Origin of the sequence: Dyella sp. AD56 (assembly GCF_002878475.1) — a bacterium.
In the GTDB taxonomy this organism is placed as follows: Bacteria; Pseudomonadota; Gammaproteobacteria; order Xanthomonadales; family Rhodanobacteraceae; genus Dyella.
In genome coordinates this window covers 1-16,322 of record NZ_NRDP01000038.1, presented here as the reverse complement: position 1 = coordinate 16,322, position 16,322 = coordinate 1, and the positions used below count along the sequence as shown (strand labels likewise).

The following is a 16,322-nucleotide window of genomic DNA, read 5'->3' as shown; positions in this document are numbered from 1 at the left end:
ATCTGCGCGGCACCCGTGATCATGTTCTTCACGTAGTCGGCGTGGCCCGGGCAGTCCACGTGGGCGTAGTGGCGGTTCGGCGATTCGTATTCGACGTGAGCCGTCGAAATCGTGATACCACGTGCCTTTTCTTCCGGCGCCGCGTCAATCGCGTCATACGCCTTGAATTCGCCACCGAAGCGCTCTGCGCCGACCTTGGTCAGTGCGGCCGTCAGCGTCGTCTTGCCGTGGTCCACGTGACCAATCGTGCCGACGTTGACGTGCGGCTTGGTGCGCTCGAATTTACCCTTTGCCATGACTTAAACCTCTAAAAAAGACCGGTAGTTGGAGGAAGAAGGCCCTATCAGGCCTTCTTCATGACCTGCTCAGCGATGTTGTTCGGCGCTTCAGCGTAGTGGTCGAACTCCATCGTGAAGGTGGCGCGACCCTGGGTCAGCGAACGAATAGTCGTCGCATAACCGAACATCTCACCCAGCGGGACCATCGCGTTGATGGTCTTGCCTGACGGCGTGTCGTCCTGGCCCTGAAGCAGGCCGCGACGACGGCTCAGGTCGCCCATGACGTCGCCGACGTAATCTTCCGGCGTCACCACCTCGACCTTCATGATCGGCTCGAGCAGCACCGGCGATGCCTTCGCGAAGCCCTGCTTGAACGCCATCGATGCGGCGAGCTTGAACGCCATTTCGGACGAGTCGACGTCGTGGTACGAACCGAAGACCAGCTTGACCTTCACGTTCACCACCGGGAAGCCAGCCAGCGGACCGCTGGTGATGGTTTCGCGCAGGCCCTTCTCCACCGAAGGGATGAATTCCTTCGGGATCACGCCGCCCGTGATGTCGTTGATGAACAGGAAGTCGTTCTTGACGTCCGTGCTCTTACGATCTTCTTCGGTCATCGGTGACAGCTCGATCACCACGTGACCGTACTGACCCTTACCACCCGACTGCTTAGCGTGCTTGTAGTCCGACTTGACGTCCGACGAGCGAATCGTTTCGCGGTAGGCCACCTGCGGCTTGCCGACGTTGGCTTCCACGTTGAACTCGCGCTTCATGCGGTCCACCAGGATATCCAGGTGAAGCTCGCCCATGCCCGAAATGATCGTCTGGCCCGACTCCTCGTCCGTACGAACGCGGAACGAGGGATCTTCCGCAGCCAGACGGCCGAGGGCGATACCCATCTTTTCCTGGTCCGACTTGGTCTTCGGCTCCACCGCCATCGAAATCACCGGCTCCGGGAACGTCATGCGTTCCAGGGTGATGATGTGATCCTGCGAGCACAGCGTGTCACCGGTCGTCACGTCCTTCAAGCCGACCGCTGCGGCGATATCGCCAGCACGGACTTCCTTCAGCTCCTGACGCTCATTGGCGTGCATCTGCAGAATGCGGCCGATGCGCTCCTTCTTGGACTTGACCGGGTTGTACACCTGATCGCCCGCATTGAGCGTGCCCGAGTAGACGCGGAAGAACGTGAGCGAGCCCACGAACGGGTCGGTCATGATCTTGAACGCGAGCGCAGAGAACGGCGCGGCATCGTCAGCCTTGCGCGTGGCTTCCTTGTCGTCTTCGTCCAGACCGGCCACCGGCGGGCGGTCGATCGGCGACGGCAACAGGTTGACCACGGCGTCAAGCATCGCCTGCACGCCCTTGTTCTTGAACGCGGTACCGCAGAAGACCGGGATGATCTCGCTGGACAGCGTGCGTGCGCGCAGACCGCCAATGATCTCTTCCTCGGTGAGGTCACCCTCTTCCAAGTACTTGTTCATCAGCTCTTCGGTTGCCTCGGCCGCCGACTCGACCATGTACGAATGGGCTTCAGCAGCCTTATCCGCGAGGTTGGCCGGAATGTCCGCGTACTCGAACTTCATGCCCTGGGACTCCATGTCCCACACGATCGCCTTCATCTTGAGCAGGTCGACCACGCCTTCGAAGTTGTCTTCGGCACCGATCGGCACCTGCATCGGCACGGGGTTCGCACCCAGACGAGCCTTCAGCTGGTCAACCACCTTGTAGAAGTTCGCGCCAGTACGGTCCATCTTGTTGACGAACGCAAGGCGCGGCACCTTGTACTTGTTGGCCTGACGCCAGACGGTTTCCGACTGCGGCTGCACACCACCCACGGCGCAGAGCACGAACACCGCACCGTCGAGCACGCGGAGCGAACGCTCCACTTCGATGGTGAAGTCCACGTGACCTGGGGTGTCGATGATGTTGAAGCGGTGCTCGGGCAAGGAACGATCCATGCCCTTCCAGAACGCCGTCGTTGCCGCCGACGTAATGGTGATGCCGCGCTCCTGCTCCTGCTCCATCCAGTCCATCGTTGCTGCACCGTCATGCACCTCGCCAATCTTATGACTGACGCCGGTGTAGAACAGGATGCGCTCCGTGGTGGTGGTCTTGCCGGCATCGATGTGGGCCATGATGCCGAAGTTGCGGTAGCGCTCGATAGGAGTGGTGCGTGCCACGGTCTTAACCTCTGAAAGTTCTAGCTGTACTGCTTACCAGCGGTAATGCGAGAAGGCCTTGTTGGCCTCTGCCATGCGGTGCGTCTCTTCGCGCTTCTTGATCGCGCCACCGCGATTCTCGGAAGCTTCGAGCAACTCGGCGGCCAGCTTGCGCGGCATCGAGGTCTCGCCGCGCTTGCGAGCGGAATCGATGGCCCAGCGCATGGCGAGCGCCATACGGCGACCCGGACGCACTTCGACAGGCACCTGATAGGTAGCACCGCCGACACGACGGGACTTCACCTCGACCGCCGGAGCGATGTTGTTCAGTGCCTTCTCGACGAGCTGCACCGGCTCAGCGTTCTTTTCGCCGAGGTGGGCAAGCGCGCCATAGACGATGCTTTCTGCAACCGACTTCTTGCCGCTCTTCATCACCATGTTGATGAAGCGAGCGATCAGCTGGCTACCGTGCTTGGGATCCGGCAGGATCAGACGGGCGGGATGTGAACCTTTACGCGACATAGTTAATTCCTAAAGATCAGGACTTCGGGCGCTTGGCGCCGTACTTGGAGCGCGACTGACGGCGCTTGGTGACGCCGGCGCAGTCGAGACTGCCGCGCACCGTGTGGTAACGCACACCCGGCAGATCCTTGACGCGACCGCCGCGGATCAGGACCACGGAGTGCTCCTGCAGGTTGTGACCTTCGCCACCGATGTAGCTGATGACTTCGTAGCCGTTCGTCAGGCGCACCTTGGCAACCTTACGCAGCGCCGAGTTCGGCTTCTTCGGGGTGGTGGTGTAGACGCGCGTGCACACGCCGCGACGCTGCGGGCTGTTCTGCAAAGCCGGCGAAGCACTCTTGTAGGTCTTCGGGCTACGGGATTTGCGAACCAACTGATTGACTGTCGTCATTGAAGCTGTTCCTGAGAAACATAAAGGCAGACCGAACCGGCTCGGTCTGCCAAGAAGCGGGAATTTAACATGGGCAGCCTGTCACAGACAAGCTGACGCCCTGCCGGCCCTGGCCCGAACACGAGGCGCACTCCTTGCGCCTCTTTTCGTATGTCAGCGAGTAGAGCCCGTGAGGGGCTTACTCCACACCAATGTCGCTACCGGTGGTGGCTTCTGAGAAGGAAGCCGACGAAGCGGAGCCAGAAAGGGTTTCGAGCTCCGAGGCGGTCAGACCACCCTGACGATGACGCGATGCGTGATACGCCAGACCCGTACCTGCCGGAATAAGACGGCCGACAATAACATTTTCCTTCAGGCCACGCAAGGTGTCACGCGTGCCACGGACCGCCGCTTCCGTCAAGACTCGGGTCGTTTCCTGGAAGGAAGCTGCCGAGATGAAGGATTCCGTAGCCAACGAAGCCTTGGTGATACCGAGCAGCACCGACTGGAACTCCGCCGGACGCTCGCCACGCTTAACGGCGCGAGCGTTTTCGCCATTGATGCGAACACGCTCGACCTGCTCACCACGCAGGTAGTGACTCTCACCCGGATCGGTGATCTCCACCTTGCGCAACATCTGGCGAATGATCGCTTCGATGTGCTTGTCGTTGATCTTCACGCCCTGCAGACGGTAGACGTCCTGGATTTCCTTGACCAGGTAGGAAGCCAGCGGCTCGACACCCAGCAGGCGCAGGATGTCGTGCGGGCTGGGCTCGCCGTCCACCACGGTTTCGCCCTTCTCCACGTGCTCGCCTTCGAACACGATGACCTGACGCCACTTCGGAATCAGCTCTTCGTGCTCGTTGCCGTCCACGTCCTTGATGATGAGGCGCTGCTTGCCCTTGGTGTCCTTGCCGAAGCTGATGACGCCCGAGCGCTCGGCGAGGATCGCCGGTTCCTTGGGCTTGCGCGCTTCGAACAAGTCGGCCACGCGGGGCAGACCACCCGTGATGTCGCGGGTCTTGGAGGTTTCCTGCGGGATACGAGCGACCACGTCACCCACGCCCACCTGTGCACCGTTCTGGATCGACACGATAGCACCGGCCGGGAGCATGTACTGCGCCGGCACGTCGGTGCCCGGCAGCTTCAGCTCGCGACCCTTGGCATCTTCCAGGCGCACGATCGGGCGCAGATCCTTGGCGGCCGTACCACGGCGCTTCGGATCGGTCACAACCGCCGATTCCAGACCGGTCAGTTCGTCGGTCTGGCTCTGCACGGTGATGCCATCGATGAAGTCGATGAAGCGCACGGTACCGGCCACTTCCGACACGATCGGATGGGTATGCGGATCCCAGTTAGCCACGGCCTGACCAGCCTTGACCGGATCACCGTCCTTGACGGTGATCGTGGCGCCGTAGGGCACCTTGTAGCGCTCACGCTCACGGCCGTTGACGTCGATGACGCTGACTTCGCCCGAACGTGACACCGCCACCAGGTGACCCTGGTTGTGATGCACGGTCTTGAGGTTATTGAATTTCAGCGTGCCGGTGGTCTTCACCGTCACGTTGTCTACGGCAGCCGCACGAGACGCCGCACCACCGATGTGGAACGTACGCATGGTGAGCTGGGTACCCGGCTCACCGATCGACTGCGCAGCGACGACGCCAACAGCCTCACCCATGTTCACCAGGTGACCACGGGCCAGGTCGCGGCCGTAGCACAGTGCGCACACGCCATGATCGGCAGAGCAAGTGATGGGCGAGCGCACCTTAATCGACTGCACGCCAGCCTTGTCGAGCTTCTCGACCAGGGCTTCGTCCAGCAGGGTGTCGCGCGTGACGATCGGCTCGTTGTCTTCGCCCGGGCCGTAGACGTCTTCCAGAGCCACACGGCCAAGCACGCGGTCGCGCAGCGGCTCGACCACGTCGCCGCCTTCCACGATCGGCTGCATGGTGACGCCTTCGTCCGTGCCGCAGTCGTACGAGGTGATCACCACGTCCTGGGCCACGTCGACGAGACGACGGGTCAGGTAACCGGAGTTCGCCGTCTTCAGCGCCGTATCCGCGAGACCCTTACGGGCACCGTGGGTGGAGTTGAAGTACTGCAGAACGTTCAGGCCTTCGCGGAAGTTCGCCTTGATGGGCGTCTCGATGATCGAGCCGTCCGGGCGAGCCATCAGGCCGCGCATACCGGCCAGCTGACGAATCTGAGCGACCGAACCACGAGCGCCCGAGTCGGCCATGATGTACAGCGAGTTCATGGACTTCTGGTTGACCGTCTTGCCTTCGGCATCGGTCACCTTCTCGGTACCGATACCGTCGATCATCGCCTTGGCGACGAGTTCATTGGTGCGCGACCAGATGTCGACGACCTTGTTGTAGCGCTCACCAGCGGTCACGAGACCGGACTGGTACTGCTCCTGGATCTCGACCACTTCCTTCTCGGCTTCTTCCAGGATCGGCTTCTTCTGATCCGGGATGATCATGTCATCGATGCCGATGGAGATACCCGCGCGCGTGGCGAAGCGGAAACCGGTGTACATCAGCTGATCGCCGAAGATCACGGTGTCCTTCAGGCCCAGGCGGCGATAGCACTGGTTGATCAGGCGCGAGATGTTCTTCTTGGTCAGCTCGGTGTTGGCCAGCGCGAACGGCAGACCTTCCGGCATGATTTCGAGCAGCAGCGCGCGACCCACGGTCGTATCGACGATCTGGGTGCCTTCGGTGCGGTTGCCGTCTTCGTCGATCTGCACCTGGTTGATGCGAACCTTGACCTTGGCGTGCAACTGCACGGCGCGGTTGTCGTAGGCGCGGCGGACTTCGCCGATGCCCGAGAACACCATGCCGTTGCCCTTCGCATTCACCAGCTCGCGGGTCATGTAGTACAGACCCAGCACCACGTCCTGGGTCGGCACGATGATCGGCTCGCCGTTGGCGGGCGACAGGATGTTGTTGGTCGCCATCATCAGAGCGCGGGCTTCGAGCTGCGCCTCGATCGAGAGCGGCACGTGCACAGCCATCTGGTCACCGTCGAAGTCGGCGTTGAACGCCGTACAGACGAGCGGATGCAGCTGGATTGCCTTGCCTTCGATGAGCTTGGGCTCGAACGCCTGGATGCCCAAACGGTGCAGCGTCGGCGCACGGTTGAGCATCACGGGATGTTCGCGGATCACCTCTTCGAGGATGTCCCACACCTGGCCTTCTTCGCGCTCGACGAGCTTCTTGGCGGCCTTAATGGTGGTCGCTTCGCCGCGAGCCTGCAGCTTGGCAAAGATGAAGGGCTTGAACAGCTCAAGCGCCATCTTCTTGGGCAGGCCGCACTGGTGCAGACGCAGGGTCGGGCCCACCACGATCACCGAACGACCGGAGTAGTCCACGCGCTTGCCAAGCAGGTTCTGACGGAAGCGGCCCTGCTTACCCTTGATCATGTCGGCCAGCGACTTCAGCGCGCGCTTGTTCGTGCCGGTGATGGCACGACCGCGACGGCCGTTATCGAGCAACGCATCGACCGATTCCTGCAGCATGCGCTTTTCGTTGCGCACGATGATGTCGGGCGCATTGAGTTCAAGCAGGCGACGCAGGCGGTTGTTGCGGTTGATGACGCGACGGTACAGATCGTTCAGATCAGACGTGGCGAAGCGGCCGCCATCGAGCGGCACCAGCGGACGCAGATCCGGCGGCAGCACCGGCAGCACGGTCAACACCATCCACTCCGGCTTGTTGCCGGACTCGAGGAAGGCTTCGATCAGCTTGACGCGCTTGGTGAGGCGCTTGAGCTTGGTCTCGGAATTGGTCGAGCCAATCTCTTCCTTCAGGCGCACGACTTCGCCCGGAAGGTCCAGGGACTTGAGCAGCTCATAGACGGCCTCGGCACCCATGCGGGCATCGAACTCGTCGCCATGCTCTTCCACGGCTTCCAGGTACTGGTCTTCGCTGAGCAGCTGGCCGCGCTCAAGCGCGGTCAAACCCGGATCGATGACCACGAAGGCTTCGAAGTACAGGATGCGCTCGATGTCACGCAGCGTCATGTCCAGCATCAGACCGATGCGCGACGGCAGCGACTTGAGGAACCAGATGTGCGCGGTCGGCGAGGCCAGCTCGATGTGGCCCATGCGCTCGCGGCGCACCTTGGCCAGCGTCACTTCCGTGCCGCACTTTTCACACACCACGCCGCGATGCTTCATGCGCTTGTACTTGCCGCACAGGCACTCGTAATCCTTCACAGGACCGAAGATGGCGGCGCAGAACAGGCCGTCGCGCTCCGGCTTGAAGGTGCGGTAGTTGATCGTTTCCGGCTTCTTCACTTCGCCGTACGACCACGAGCGGATCAGCTCTGGCGAAGCCAGGGCGATCTTGATCGCATCGAAGTCAGGCGCGGTGCGCTGCTGGTTGAACAGATTGAGCAGGTCTTTCATGGATGTCTCCGAAGATCGGAAATAGGGAATGGAGAATCGGCAATCGGGAGACCGAGGAATGAAGCTTCATTCCTCGTCTCGTCCTCAACTCACTTCACTTCTTCCAGATCAATATCGATACCGAGCGAGCGGATTTCCTTCACCAACACGTTGAAGGACTCCGGCATGCCCGCCGCCATCTCGTGGTTGCCGTCGACAATGTTCTTGTACATCTGGTTACGGCCCTGCACGTCGTCGGACTTCACCGTCAGCATTTCCTGCAGGGTGTAGGCCGCGCCGTAGGCTTCGAGCGCCCAGACTTCCATTTCACCGAAGCGCTGGCCACCGAACTGCGCCTTACCACCCAGCGGCTGCTGCGTGACCAGCGAGTACGGACCGGTCGAACGCGCGTGCATTTTGTCGTCGACAAGGTGGTTCAGCTTCAGGTAGTGCATGTAGCCCACGGTGACCGGGCGATCGAACGCCTCGCCAGTACGACCATCGAACAGCACCGTCTGGCCGGATTCCGGCAGATCAGCGAGCCTGAGCATCGCCTTGATCTCTGTTTCCTCGGCACCGTCGAACACCGGTGTCGCCATCGGCACGCCTTCCTGCAGGTTGTTGGCCAAGGCGAAGATTTCTTCGTCGGTCAACGACTTCAGGTCGACATGCTGCACGGCGCCAGCGACGTGGTGGTTGTACACCTGGTCGAGGAACTCACGGATCTGCGCCACCTTGGCCTGCGCTTCGAGCATCTTCTGGATCTTCTTACCCAGACCCTTTGCGGCCCAGCCAAGATGCACTTCCAGAATCTGACCGATGTTCATACGCGACGGCACGCCCAGCGGGTTCAACACGATGTCGACCGAGGTACCGTCTTCGGAGAACGGCATGTCCTCCACCGGCACCACGTTGGACACCACACCCTTATTACCGTGGCGACCGGCCATCTTGTCGCCCGGTTGGATGCGGCGCTTTACGGCCAGGAACACCTTGACCATCTTGAGCACGCCCGGAGCAAGGTCGTCGCCCTGGGTGATCTTGCCCTGCTTTTCCTTGAAGCGCTTGTCGAACTCTTCCTTATGGCGCTTGATCTGGTCAGCCGCGCGCTCGAGGAACTCGGTGACATCCTCTTCCTTGACGTTGACCTTGAACCAGTCGTCCTTCTTCAGGCCGTCCAGGTAAGCGTCAGTGATCTCGGCGCCGCGCTTGAGGCCGCCGGGACCGCTCATTGCGGTCTTGCCGACGAGCTGGGTGCGCATACGGTTGTAGATCGCGCCCTCGAGGATGCGGAACTGGTCATCAAGATCCTTGCGGATGCGCTTGACTTCCATTTCCTCGATTTGCTTGGCGCGCTTGTCCTTCTCGATACCGTCGCGAGTGAAGACCTGCACGTCGATGACGGTGCCGTCCATACCCGGCGGCACGCGCAGCGAGCTGTCCTTAACGTCGGAAGCCTTCTCACCGAAGATCGCACGCAGCAGCTTTTCTTCCGGCGTGAGCTGGCTCTCGCCCTTCGGCGTGACCTTGCCGACCATGATATCGCCGGCCTTCACTTCCGCACCGATGTACACGATGCCGGATTCGTCGAGGCGAGCCAGCGCCTGCTCACCCACGTTCGGGATGTCGGCGGTGATTTCCTCGGCGCCAAGCTTGGTGTCACGCGCGATGCACGACAGCTCCTCGATGTGGATCGAGGTGTAGCGGTCTTCCTGCACGACGCGCTCGGAGAGCAGGATCGAGTCTTCGAAGTTGTAGCCGTTCCACGGCATGAAGGCGATCAGCATGTTCTGGCCGAGCGCGAGCTCGCCCAGGTCGGTCGACGAACCGTCGGCCAGCGTGTCGCCCTTTGCCACCACATCACCCACGTTCACCAGCGGACGCTGGTTGAGGTTGGTGTTCTGATTGGAGCGGGTGTACTTGGTCAGCGTGTAGATATCGACGCCGGCATCGTTGTCGCCGACTTCTTCCTCGTTCACGCGCACCACGATACGGCCGGCGTCGACCTGGTCGATCACACCGCCACGTTTGGCGGTAACGATGACGCCCGAGTCACGTGCCACAGCGCGCTCGATGCCCGTCCCCACCAGCGGGGTCTGCGAACGCAGGGTCGGCACAGCCTGACGCTGCATGTTCGCGCCCATCAGTGCGCGGTTCGCGTCGTCGTGCTCGAGGAAGGGCACAAGCGCTGCTGCCACCGACACGGTCTGCATGGGCGAAACGTCCATGTAGTCCACTTCAGCAGACGGACGCAGCTCGGACTCACCACGGAAACGGCAAGACACGAAGTCTTCGACAAAAGCGCCGTCCTTCAACGGGGAGTTCGCCTGCGCGATCACGTGATCGCCTTCTTCGATCGCCGACAGGTAATCCACCTGGTCAGTGACCTTGCCGCCGACGACCTTGCGGTACGGCGTTTCGAGGAAGCCATACTGGTTGGTGCGCGCGTAAACGGCGAGCGAATTGATCAGGCCGATGTTCGGACCTTCCGGCGTTTCGATGGTGCAGACGCGGCCGTAATGAGTCGGATGCACGTCGCGCACTTCGAAGCCTGCGCGCTCACGCGTCAGACCGCCTGGGCCCAGTGCCGAGACGCGACGCTTGTGCGTCACTTCCGACAGCGGGTTGTTCTGATCCATGAACTGGCTGAGCTGCGACGAGCCGAAGAACTCCTTCACCGCCGCCGCAACCGGCTTGGCGTTGATCAGTTCCTGCGGGGTCAAACCTTCGGACTCCGCCAGCGACAGGCGCTCACGCACCGCGCGCTCGACGCGCACCAGACCAATGCGGAAGGTGTTCTCGGCCATTTCACCGACCGAACGCACGCGACGGTTGCCCAGGTGATCGATATCGTCGACGGTACCGTGACCGTTCTTGATGTCGATAAGCACCTTGAGCACGTCGAGGATGTCGGAGCGGTCGCCCTGTGAGGCAACGAGCTTCTGAGCTTCCTCTTCCTTGCGGTCAGCGAAGTACCTCTTGTCGAACAACACGCCCGGACCCGTGATTTCCTGACGGCCCACGCGACGGTTGAACTTCATGCGACCGACGGCCGACAGGTCGTAGCGATCGAAGGTGAAGAACAGGTTGTAGAACAGGTTCTGCGCGGCGTCCTTGGTCGGCGGCTCGCCCGGGCGCATCATGCGATAGATTTCCACCAGCGCCTCGAGCGGCGTCTTGGTGTTGTCGATGCGCAGGGTGTGCGAGATGTACGCACCGCGATCCAGGTCGTTGACGTAGAGCGTCGGCACGACTTCGATACCGGCCTTGCGGAAGTTTTCCAACTGCTCGGCGGTGATTTCGTCGTTGGCCTGGGCCAGCAGTTCGCCGGTCTTGGGGTCGATGACGTCAATCGCGAGGATGCGGCCGACCGGATAGTCGTCCGGCACTTCCAGCGCAGTGATGTTCTCGGCGGCGAGCTGACGCACGTGACGCGCCGTGATGCGCTTGCCGGCTTCCACCAGCACCGTGTCACCAATGGTCAGGTCGAAGGTCAACGTTTCGCCGCGCAGGCGCTCGGCGACGAGCTCCAGCGTGGTGCCGCCCTTCTTCCCCAGGTGGAACACGTTATGCTCGAAGAACACGTCGAGCATTTCGACATTGGTGTAGCCAAGCGCACGCAGCAGCACTGTCACCGGCAGCTTGCGGCGACGGTCGATACGCGTGAACAGTGCATCCTTCGGGTCGAACTCGAAGTCGAGCCACGAGCCGCGGTAAGGAATCACACGAGCCGAGAACAGCAGTTTGCCGGAGCTATGCGTCTTGCCGCGGTCATGATCGAAGAACACGCCCGGCGAACGATGCAGCTGCGAAACGATGACGCGCTCGGTACCGTTGATGATGAAGGTGCCGGTGTCGGTCATGAGCGGAATTTCGCCCATGTAGACTTCTTGCTCCTTCACGTACTTCACGGCTTTCTTGGAGGCCGGGCTGTCCTTGTCATAGATGACCAGACGCACGGTCACGCGCAGCGGCGCACCGAAGGTCATGCCGCGGTTGCGGCACTCGCGCTCATCAAACGGCGGCTCGCCCAGGCGATAGTCGACATACTCAAGTGCGGCATTGCCCGAATAGCTCACGATCGGGAACACGGACTTCAGCGCGGCGTGGAGACCCTTCTCATCGCGCTGCTTGGGAGCGACATGCTCCTGCAGGAATTCGCGATAAGAGTCGGTCTGGATGGTCAGCAGGTTCGGAACGCCCAAAACAGGGGGACGCTTGCCGAAATCCTTGCGGATGCGCTTCTTCTCGGTAAACGAGTAGGTCATGGTGGGTACCGCCTCGGTTGTGTATTCGATGAATCGGGAGTCGGAAATAGAGAATCGGGAATAGAGAATCGAAAGCTACCCACCTTCAAGGGCTGCTCCCTAATTCCCTATTCCCCATTCCCTGCCGACAACAGGCAAAGCCCAGGGGCTTACGCCCCCAGGCTTGGCTTGACGCTAGATCAAACTGACGGCGCGCAAGAGCGCCAATTACTTCAGTTCGACCGTGGCGCCGGCAGCTTCGAGGTCCTTCTTGAACTTCGCAGCGTCGTCCTTCGAAGCGGCTTCCTTCACGACGCCACCGGCTTCGGTCAGGTCCTTCGCTTCCTTCAGGCCCAGGCCCGTGATGGCGCGGACGGCCTTGATCACGTCGACCTTCTTGTCGCCTGCGCTCTTGAGGATGACGTCAAACTCGGTCTGTTCTTCAACAGCCGGGCCAGCAGCGGCCGGACCAGCGGCCATCATCACGGGGGCGGCGGCGGTGACGCCAAACTTTTCTTCGATGGCCTTCACCAGGTCCATCACTTCCATCAGCGACTTGGCGGCGACGGCTTCAACGATCTGTTCGTTGGTCAGGGACATTTGCATTTACCTCTGGAAATTGATTCGAATTGAATAGTCAACGAACTTAGGCGGGCTCGGCTTCAGCCGGGGCCTCGGCGGCAACTTCGCCACCACCCTGCTTGTCGGCCACAGCCTTGACCACGCGGGCGAACATCGAAGCGGGCTCAGCCAGCACACGGGCCAGCATGGCCAGTGCCTGTTCGCGAGTCGGCAGCGACGCCAGCACTTCGACGTGCTCGGCCGGAAGCAGCTTGCCTTCCACCGAGACGACGCGCGCCTTCAGCTTGTCGTTGGTCTTGGCGAATTCCTTGATCAGGCGACCGGCAGCGCCGGGCTCCTCGGTCGAGAATGCGTACAGCAGCGGACCGGTCAGGGCGTCCTTGACGACCTCAAACTCGGTACCTACCACAGCGCGCGATGCAAGCGTGTTCTTGACAACCTTCAAGAACACGCCGGATTCGCGAGCCTTCTTGCGCATCGCGGTCATCTGTTCGACCGTGGTGCCCGCATACTCGGCAGCGACCAAGGAGTGAGCCTTCGCGGCAACTTCTGCCAGTTCGGCGACTACTTCTTGCTTCTGAGAGAGATTCAGAGCCATTTTTCACTCCTCTTATGAATTCCGCTTACGGCTCCTGCCGCTTGCGGTCCTGAGCGACACCGTCCGTGACGTCGGGGATCAGAGATCCCGGGTGGTGGCCTTTCCAGAACACACTCCTAAAACATTAGGATTCCAGAAGGGGCGACACCATCTACGCAGGCCAGATCCGCGAGGAATCCGATTAAGCGAACCCGCTTGCCACGACGGCGATTCCTTGCCAACACGAGCTCCCTGCTCGTCGTCGTGGCGCGTTGATCGCGCCTGCGGTCTTTGACGGCGGCCTTGGCACTAGGCCGCGGCTGCCTTCAAAAACGTGCCCGCACTAGTCATGCCAGTGCGGGACTTGAACTTGTTACTTGGTCGACACCGACAGAGTCGACACTTCGACCGGCACGCCCACGCCCATGGTGGACGACAGAGCGACCTTCTGCAGATACTGACCCTTGGCGGTCGACGGCTTGGCCTTCAGCAAGTCGTTGACCAGCGCGTTCAGGTTGTCCGCGAGCTGCGCAGCGTCGAAGCTAGCCTTGCCGATGGTGGCGTGGATGATGCCCGCCTTGTCGTTGCGGAACTTCACCTGGCCGGCCTTGGCGTTTTTGACAGCCGTGGCGACGTCGGCCGTGACCGAGCCGTCCTTCGGGTTCGGCATCAGGCCACGGGGACCGAGCAGCTGGCCGAGCTTACCAACGACGCGCATCGCGTCCGGCGTAGCGATCACACGACCGAAGTCGAGATCGCCAGCCTGCATGCGCTCAGCCAGGTCGTCCATACCGACAGCGTCGGCACCGGCGGCCTTGGCGGCTTCGGCCTTTTCACCGGCCGGCACGAACACGGCGACCTTGACGGTCTTGCCGGTACCGTGAGGCAGCAGCGACGAACCACGCACGCCCTGGTCGGACTTCTTGGCGTCGATGCCGAGGCGGACCGCAACGTCCACGGACTCAGCGAACTTCGCCTTGGCGTTGTTCTTGACGATGGTCAGGGCTTCTTCCAGGCCATAGAGCTTGCCCGGCTGCACTGCGGCCTGAGCCGCCTTCAAACGCTTCGTGATCTTTGCCATGTCTTAGCCCTCCACCACAAAGCCCATGCTGCGCGCGCTACCAGCGATGGTGCGCACTGCAGCGTCCAGATCAGCAGCCGTGAGATCCGGCTCCTTCTGCTTTGCAACGTCTTCCAGCTGCTTGCGGGTGATCTTGCCGACCTTGTCGGTGTTCGGCTTGGACGAGCCCTTGGCGATGCCCGTGGCCTTCTTGATCAAGATCGAAGCCGGCGGGGTCTTGGTGATAAAGGTGAAGCTACGGTCCGAATAGGCCGTGATGATCACAGGAATCGGGAGACCCGGCTCCAACTTCTGCGTAGCGGCATTGAACGCCTTGCAGAACTCCATGATGTTCAGGCCGCGCTGACCGAGGGCCGGACCCACCGGCGGCGACGGGTTGGCCTGACCTGCCTTGACCTGCAGCTTGATATAACCAGTTACTTTCTTTGCCATTGCTTTTTCCTCGCGAGTTCAAGCGCCTTGCGGCTCCTCGCAACGTTGTCATTCCCTGAGAGAGGAAGGCTCGCTATCCCGCGAACCCCAGAAACACGGGCACGCCGGGCAAAACACCCCAGCGTGAACCGCGCAGTATAGAGATTGATCAAGTTTTAAGCAAGCCCCATGCCGAGACCTGCCATGGAGCCAAGTCAGGCTTTCTCGACCTGACCGAATTCCAGCTCAACCGGGGTCGATCGACCGAAAATGAGCACCGCGACGCGTAGCCGGCTCTTCTCGTAATTGACCTCTTCGACCACGCCGTTGAAGTCATTGAACGGACCATCGGTGACGCGAACCATTTCGCCAGGCTCAAACAGGACCTTGGGCTTAGGCTTCTCGACACCCTCACGGACGCGACTCAGAATGGCATCGGCCTCGGAGTCACGGATCGGGAGCGGTCGGTCCGCCGTGCCACCAATGAAACCCATGACTTTCGGGGTTTCCTTGACCAAGTGCCAGCACTCGTCGTCGATGCGCGGCGCCTTACCCTCGGTATCCGTCTCGATCTGCACGAGAACGTAACCAGGAAAGAACTTGCGCTCGCTGCGGCGCTTCTGGCCGCTACGCATCTCGATGACCTCTTCGGTCGGGACCAACACTTCGCCGAACCTCTCTTCCATACCAGCGCGACGGATTCGCTCATCAAGCGACCGCTTTACCTGGTTTTCGAAGCCCGAATAGGCGTGCACCACATACCAACGCTTGCTCATGCCATCACCTCATGTACCGAGCTTGAGCAGCCAGTCGAGCACGACCGACTTCAGGATCAGATCAATCAGGCCCAGCAGCAGCGAAAGCACAATGACCACGACAATGATAATGCCGGTCGTCTTGAGCGTTTCGTCGCGTGTAGGCCAGACCACCTTGCGCAATTCGAACTGCGACTCGCCGAGAAAGGCGCGCACACGCCGGCCAGGGGCAGTGAACGCACCGATGGCCAGCGAAAGGATCAGCGCCGCCAGCACGCCCAGCAGTCGCACCGACTGTGGAACTGCGCCGTCACTGCCGAACCAAGAATACGCAAAAATGCCGGCTGCCAGCACGATTACGGCCAGCACCAGCTTGGCAATATCGGCGCCAGTAGCGCCCTTAGTTGATTCTGCCTTCGTATTCATGCGACGTGATCGGATGAGAAAGGCATCGACCGGGCTACGGTCTGCATGCCATCCGCCATCCGTCGTGGATCCTCGGGAAGATGGCACGCCAGGAGGGACTCGAACCCCCAACCTGCGGTTTTGGAGACCGCTGCTCTGCCAATTGAGCTACTGGCGTATTCAGAAAATGGGTGAAGTCGCTCGCCTTGCTGCCACAAGGTGGCGCCCTTGGGCACCTATTCCAAGGGCGGACCTAGGCCCGCCCCGGGGTTTCCTTGCAGCCCGCAGAGCGGGCGACTTCCCAGTGTACAGCTTACTTGATGACCTTGGCCACCACGCCGGCGCCGACGGTACGGCCGCCTTCGCGAATGGCGAAGCGCAGACCCTGGTCCATGGCGATCGGGTGGATCAGGCTGACAACCACCTTGATGTTGTCGCCCGGCATGACCATTTCCACGCCTTCCGGCAGCTCAATCGCGCCGGTCACGTCGGTCGTGCGGAAGTAGAACTGCGGACGGTAACCCTTGAAGAACGGGGTG

At 61.3% G+C, this 16,322-nt stretch carries 12 protein-coding genes, 1 tRNA gene and 1 pseudogene; all 14 read right to left on the bottom strand.

Annotated features, from left to right (window positions below; translation table 11 throughout):
- Nucleotides 1-296: GTP-binding protein (locus tag DyAD56_RS22320; RefSeq protein ID WP_233202812.1), on the bottom strand; the 296-nt coding region annotated here is incomplete at its 3' end.
- Between the two features lie 47 nt (nt 297-343).
- Nucleotides 344-2,461 carry an elongation factor G gene (fusA, locus tag DyAD56_RS22315; protein WP_102305038.1) on the bottom strand — a complete coding sequence of 706 codons (2,118 nt, stop codon included), beginning with the start codon at nt 2,459-2,461 and terminating at the stop codon, nt 344-346.
- 33 nt (nt 2,462-2,494) lie between these two features.
- Nucleotides 2,495-2,962: a 30S ribosomal protein S7 gene (gene rpsG, locus DyAD56_RS22310; RefSeq protein ID WP_102305037.1), complete on the bottom strand. Its 468-nt coding sequence runs from the start codon at nt 2,960-2,962 to the stop codon at nt 2,495-2,497.
- A 16-nt stretch (nt 2,963-2,978) separates the two neighbouring features.
- A complete protein-coding gene (rpsL, locus tag DyAD56_RS22305) occupies nt 2,979-3,353 on the bottom strand; it encodes a 30S ribosomal protein S12 (protein WP_019464011.1) in 375 nt (124 codons plus the stop codon).
- Nucleotides 3,354-3,531: 178 nt separating this feature from the next.
- Nucleotides 3,532-7,746: a DNA-directed RNA polymerase subunit beta' gene (gene rpoC / locus DyAD56_RS22300; protein WP_102305036.1), complete on the bottom strand. Its 4,215-nt coding sequence runs from the start codon at nt 7,744-7,746 to the stop codon at nt 3,532-3,534.
- Nucleotides 7,747-7,835: 89 nt separating this feature from the next.
- Nucleotides 7,836-11,993 (bottom strand): DNA-directed RNA polymerase subunit beta, encoded by a 4,158-nt coding sequence (rpoB, locus tag DyAD56_RS22295; protein ID WP_102305035.1) that lies wholly within the window; start codon nt 11,991-11,993, stop codon nt 7,836-7,838.
- A 207-nt stretch (nt 11,994-12,200) separates the two neighbouring features.
- Nucleotides 12,201-12,572, bottom strand: coding sequence for a 50S ribosomal protein L7/L12 (gene rplL, locus DyAD56_RS22290; protein ID WP_102305034.1), 372 nt, complete (start codon nt 12,570-12,572; stop codon nt 12,201-12,203).
- 46 nt (nt 12,573-12,618) lie between these two features.
- A complete protein-coding gene (gene rplJ / locus DyAD56_RS22285; protein ID WP_102305033.1) occupies nt 12,619-13,152 on the bottom strand; it encodes a 50S ribosomal protein L10 in 534 nt (177 codons plus the stop codon).
- Between the two features lie 352 nt (nt 13,153-13,504).
- Nucleotides 13,505-14,212 carry a 50S ribosomal protein L1 gene (rplA, locus tag DyAD56_RS22280; RefSeq protein ID WP_102305032.1) on the bottom strand — a complete coding sequence of 236 codons (708 nt, stop codon included), beginning with the start codon at nt 14,210-14,212 and terminating at the stop codon, nt 13,505-13,507.
- A 3-nt stretch (nt 14,213-14,215) separates the two neighbouring features.
- On the bottom strand, nt 14,216-14,644 hold the full coding sequence (gene rplK / locus DyAD56_RS22275) for a 50S ribosomal protein L11 (protein ID WP_102305031.1): 429 nt from the start codon (nt 14,642-14,644) through the stop codon (nt 14,216-14,218).
- Between the two features lie 194 nt (nt 14,645-14,838).
- Nucleotides 14,839-15,399, bottom strand: a complete 561-nt coding sequence (gene nusG, locus DyAD56_RS22270; protein WP_102305030.1) for a transcription termination/antitermination protein NusG — start codon at nt 15,397-15,399, stop codon at nt 14,839-14,841.
- Between the two features lie 9 nt (nt 15,400-15,408).
- Nucleotides 15,409-15,804 carry a preprotein translocase subunit SecE gene (gene secE / locus DyAD56_RS22265; protein WP_102305029.1) on the bottom strand — a complete coding sequence of 132 codons (396 nt, stop codon included), beginning with the start codon at nt 15,802-15,804 and terminating at the stop codon, nt 15,409-15,411.
- 81 nt (nt 15,805-15,885) lie between these two features.
- Nucleotides 15,886-15,961 (bottom strand) — tRNA-Trp (locus DyAD56_RS22260).
- A gap of 135 nt (nt 15,962-16,096) precedes the next feature.
- Nucleotides 16,097-16,322 (bottom strand): annotated as a pseudogene (tuf, locus tag DyAD56_RS22255) (elongation factor Tu); the annotation flags it as partial.

What these genes read in the sequence shown, in the direction of transcription:
- rpoB (WP_102305035.1), bottom strand. Translation starts at nt 11,993, where the DNA reads ATGACCTACTCGTTTACCGAGAAGAAGCGCATCCGCAAGGATTTCGGC.
- secE (WP_102305029.1), bottom strand. Translation starts at nt 15,804, where the DNA reads ATGAATACGAAGGCAGAATCAACTAAGGGCGCTACTGGCGCCGATATT.
- rplJ (WP_102305033.1), bottom strand. Translation starts at nt 13,152, where the DNA reads ATGGCTCTGAATCTCTCTCAGAAGCAAGAAGTAGTCGCCGAACTGGCA.
- rplL (WP_102305034.1), bottom strand. Translation starts at nt 12,572, where the DNA reads ATGTCCCTGACCAACGAACAGATCGTTGAAGCCGTCGCCGCCAAGTCG.
- rpsL (WP_019464011.1), bottom strand. Translation starts at nt 3,353, where the DNA reads ATGACGACAGTCAATCAGTTGGTTCGCAAATCCCGTAGCCCGAAGACC.
- rplA (WP_102305032.1), bottom strand. Translation starts at nt 14,212, where the DNA reads ATGGCAAAGATCACGAAGCGTTTGAAGGCGGCTCAGGCCGCAGTGCAG.
- rplK (WP_102305031.1), bottom strand. Translation starts at nt 14,644, where the DNA reads ATGGCAAAGAAAGTAACTGGTTATATCAAGCTGCAGGTCAAGGCAGGT.
- rpsG (WP_102305037.1), bottom strand. Translation starts at nt 2,962, where the DNA reads ATGTCGCGTAAAGGTTCACATCCCGCCCGTCTGATCCTGCCGGATCCC.
- nusG (WP_102305030.1), bottom strand. Translation starts at nt 15,399, where the DNA reads ATGAGCAAGCGTTGGTATGTGGTGCACGCCTATTCGGGCTTCGAAAAC.
- rpoC (WP_102305036.1), bottom strand. Translation starts at nt 7,746, where the DNA reads ATGAAAGACCTGCTCAATCTGTTCAACCAGCAGCGCACCGCGCCTGAC.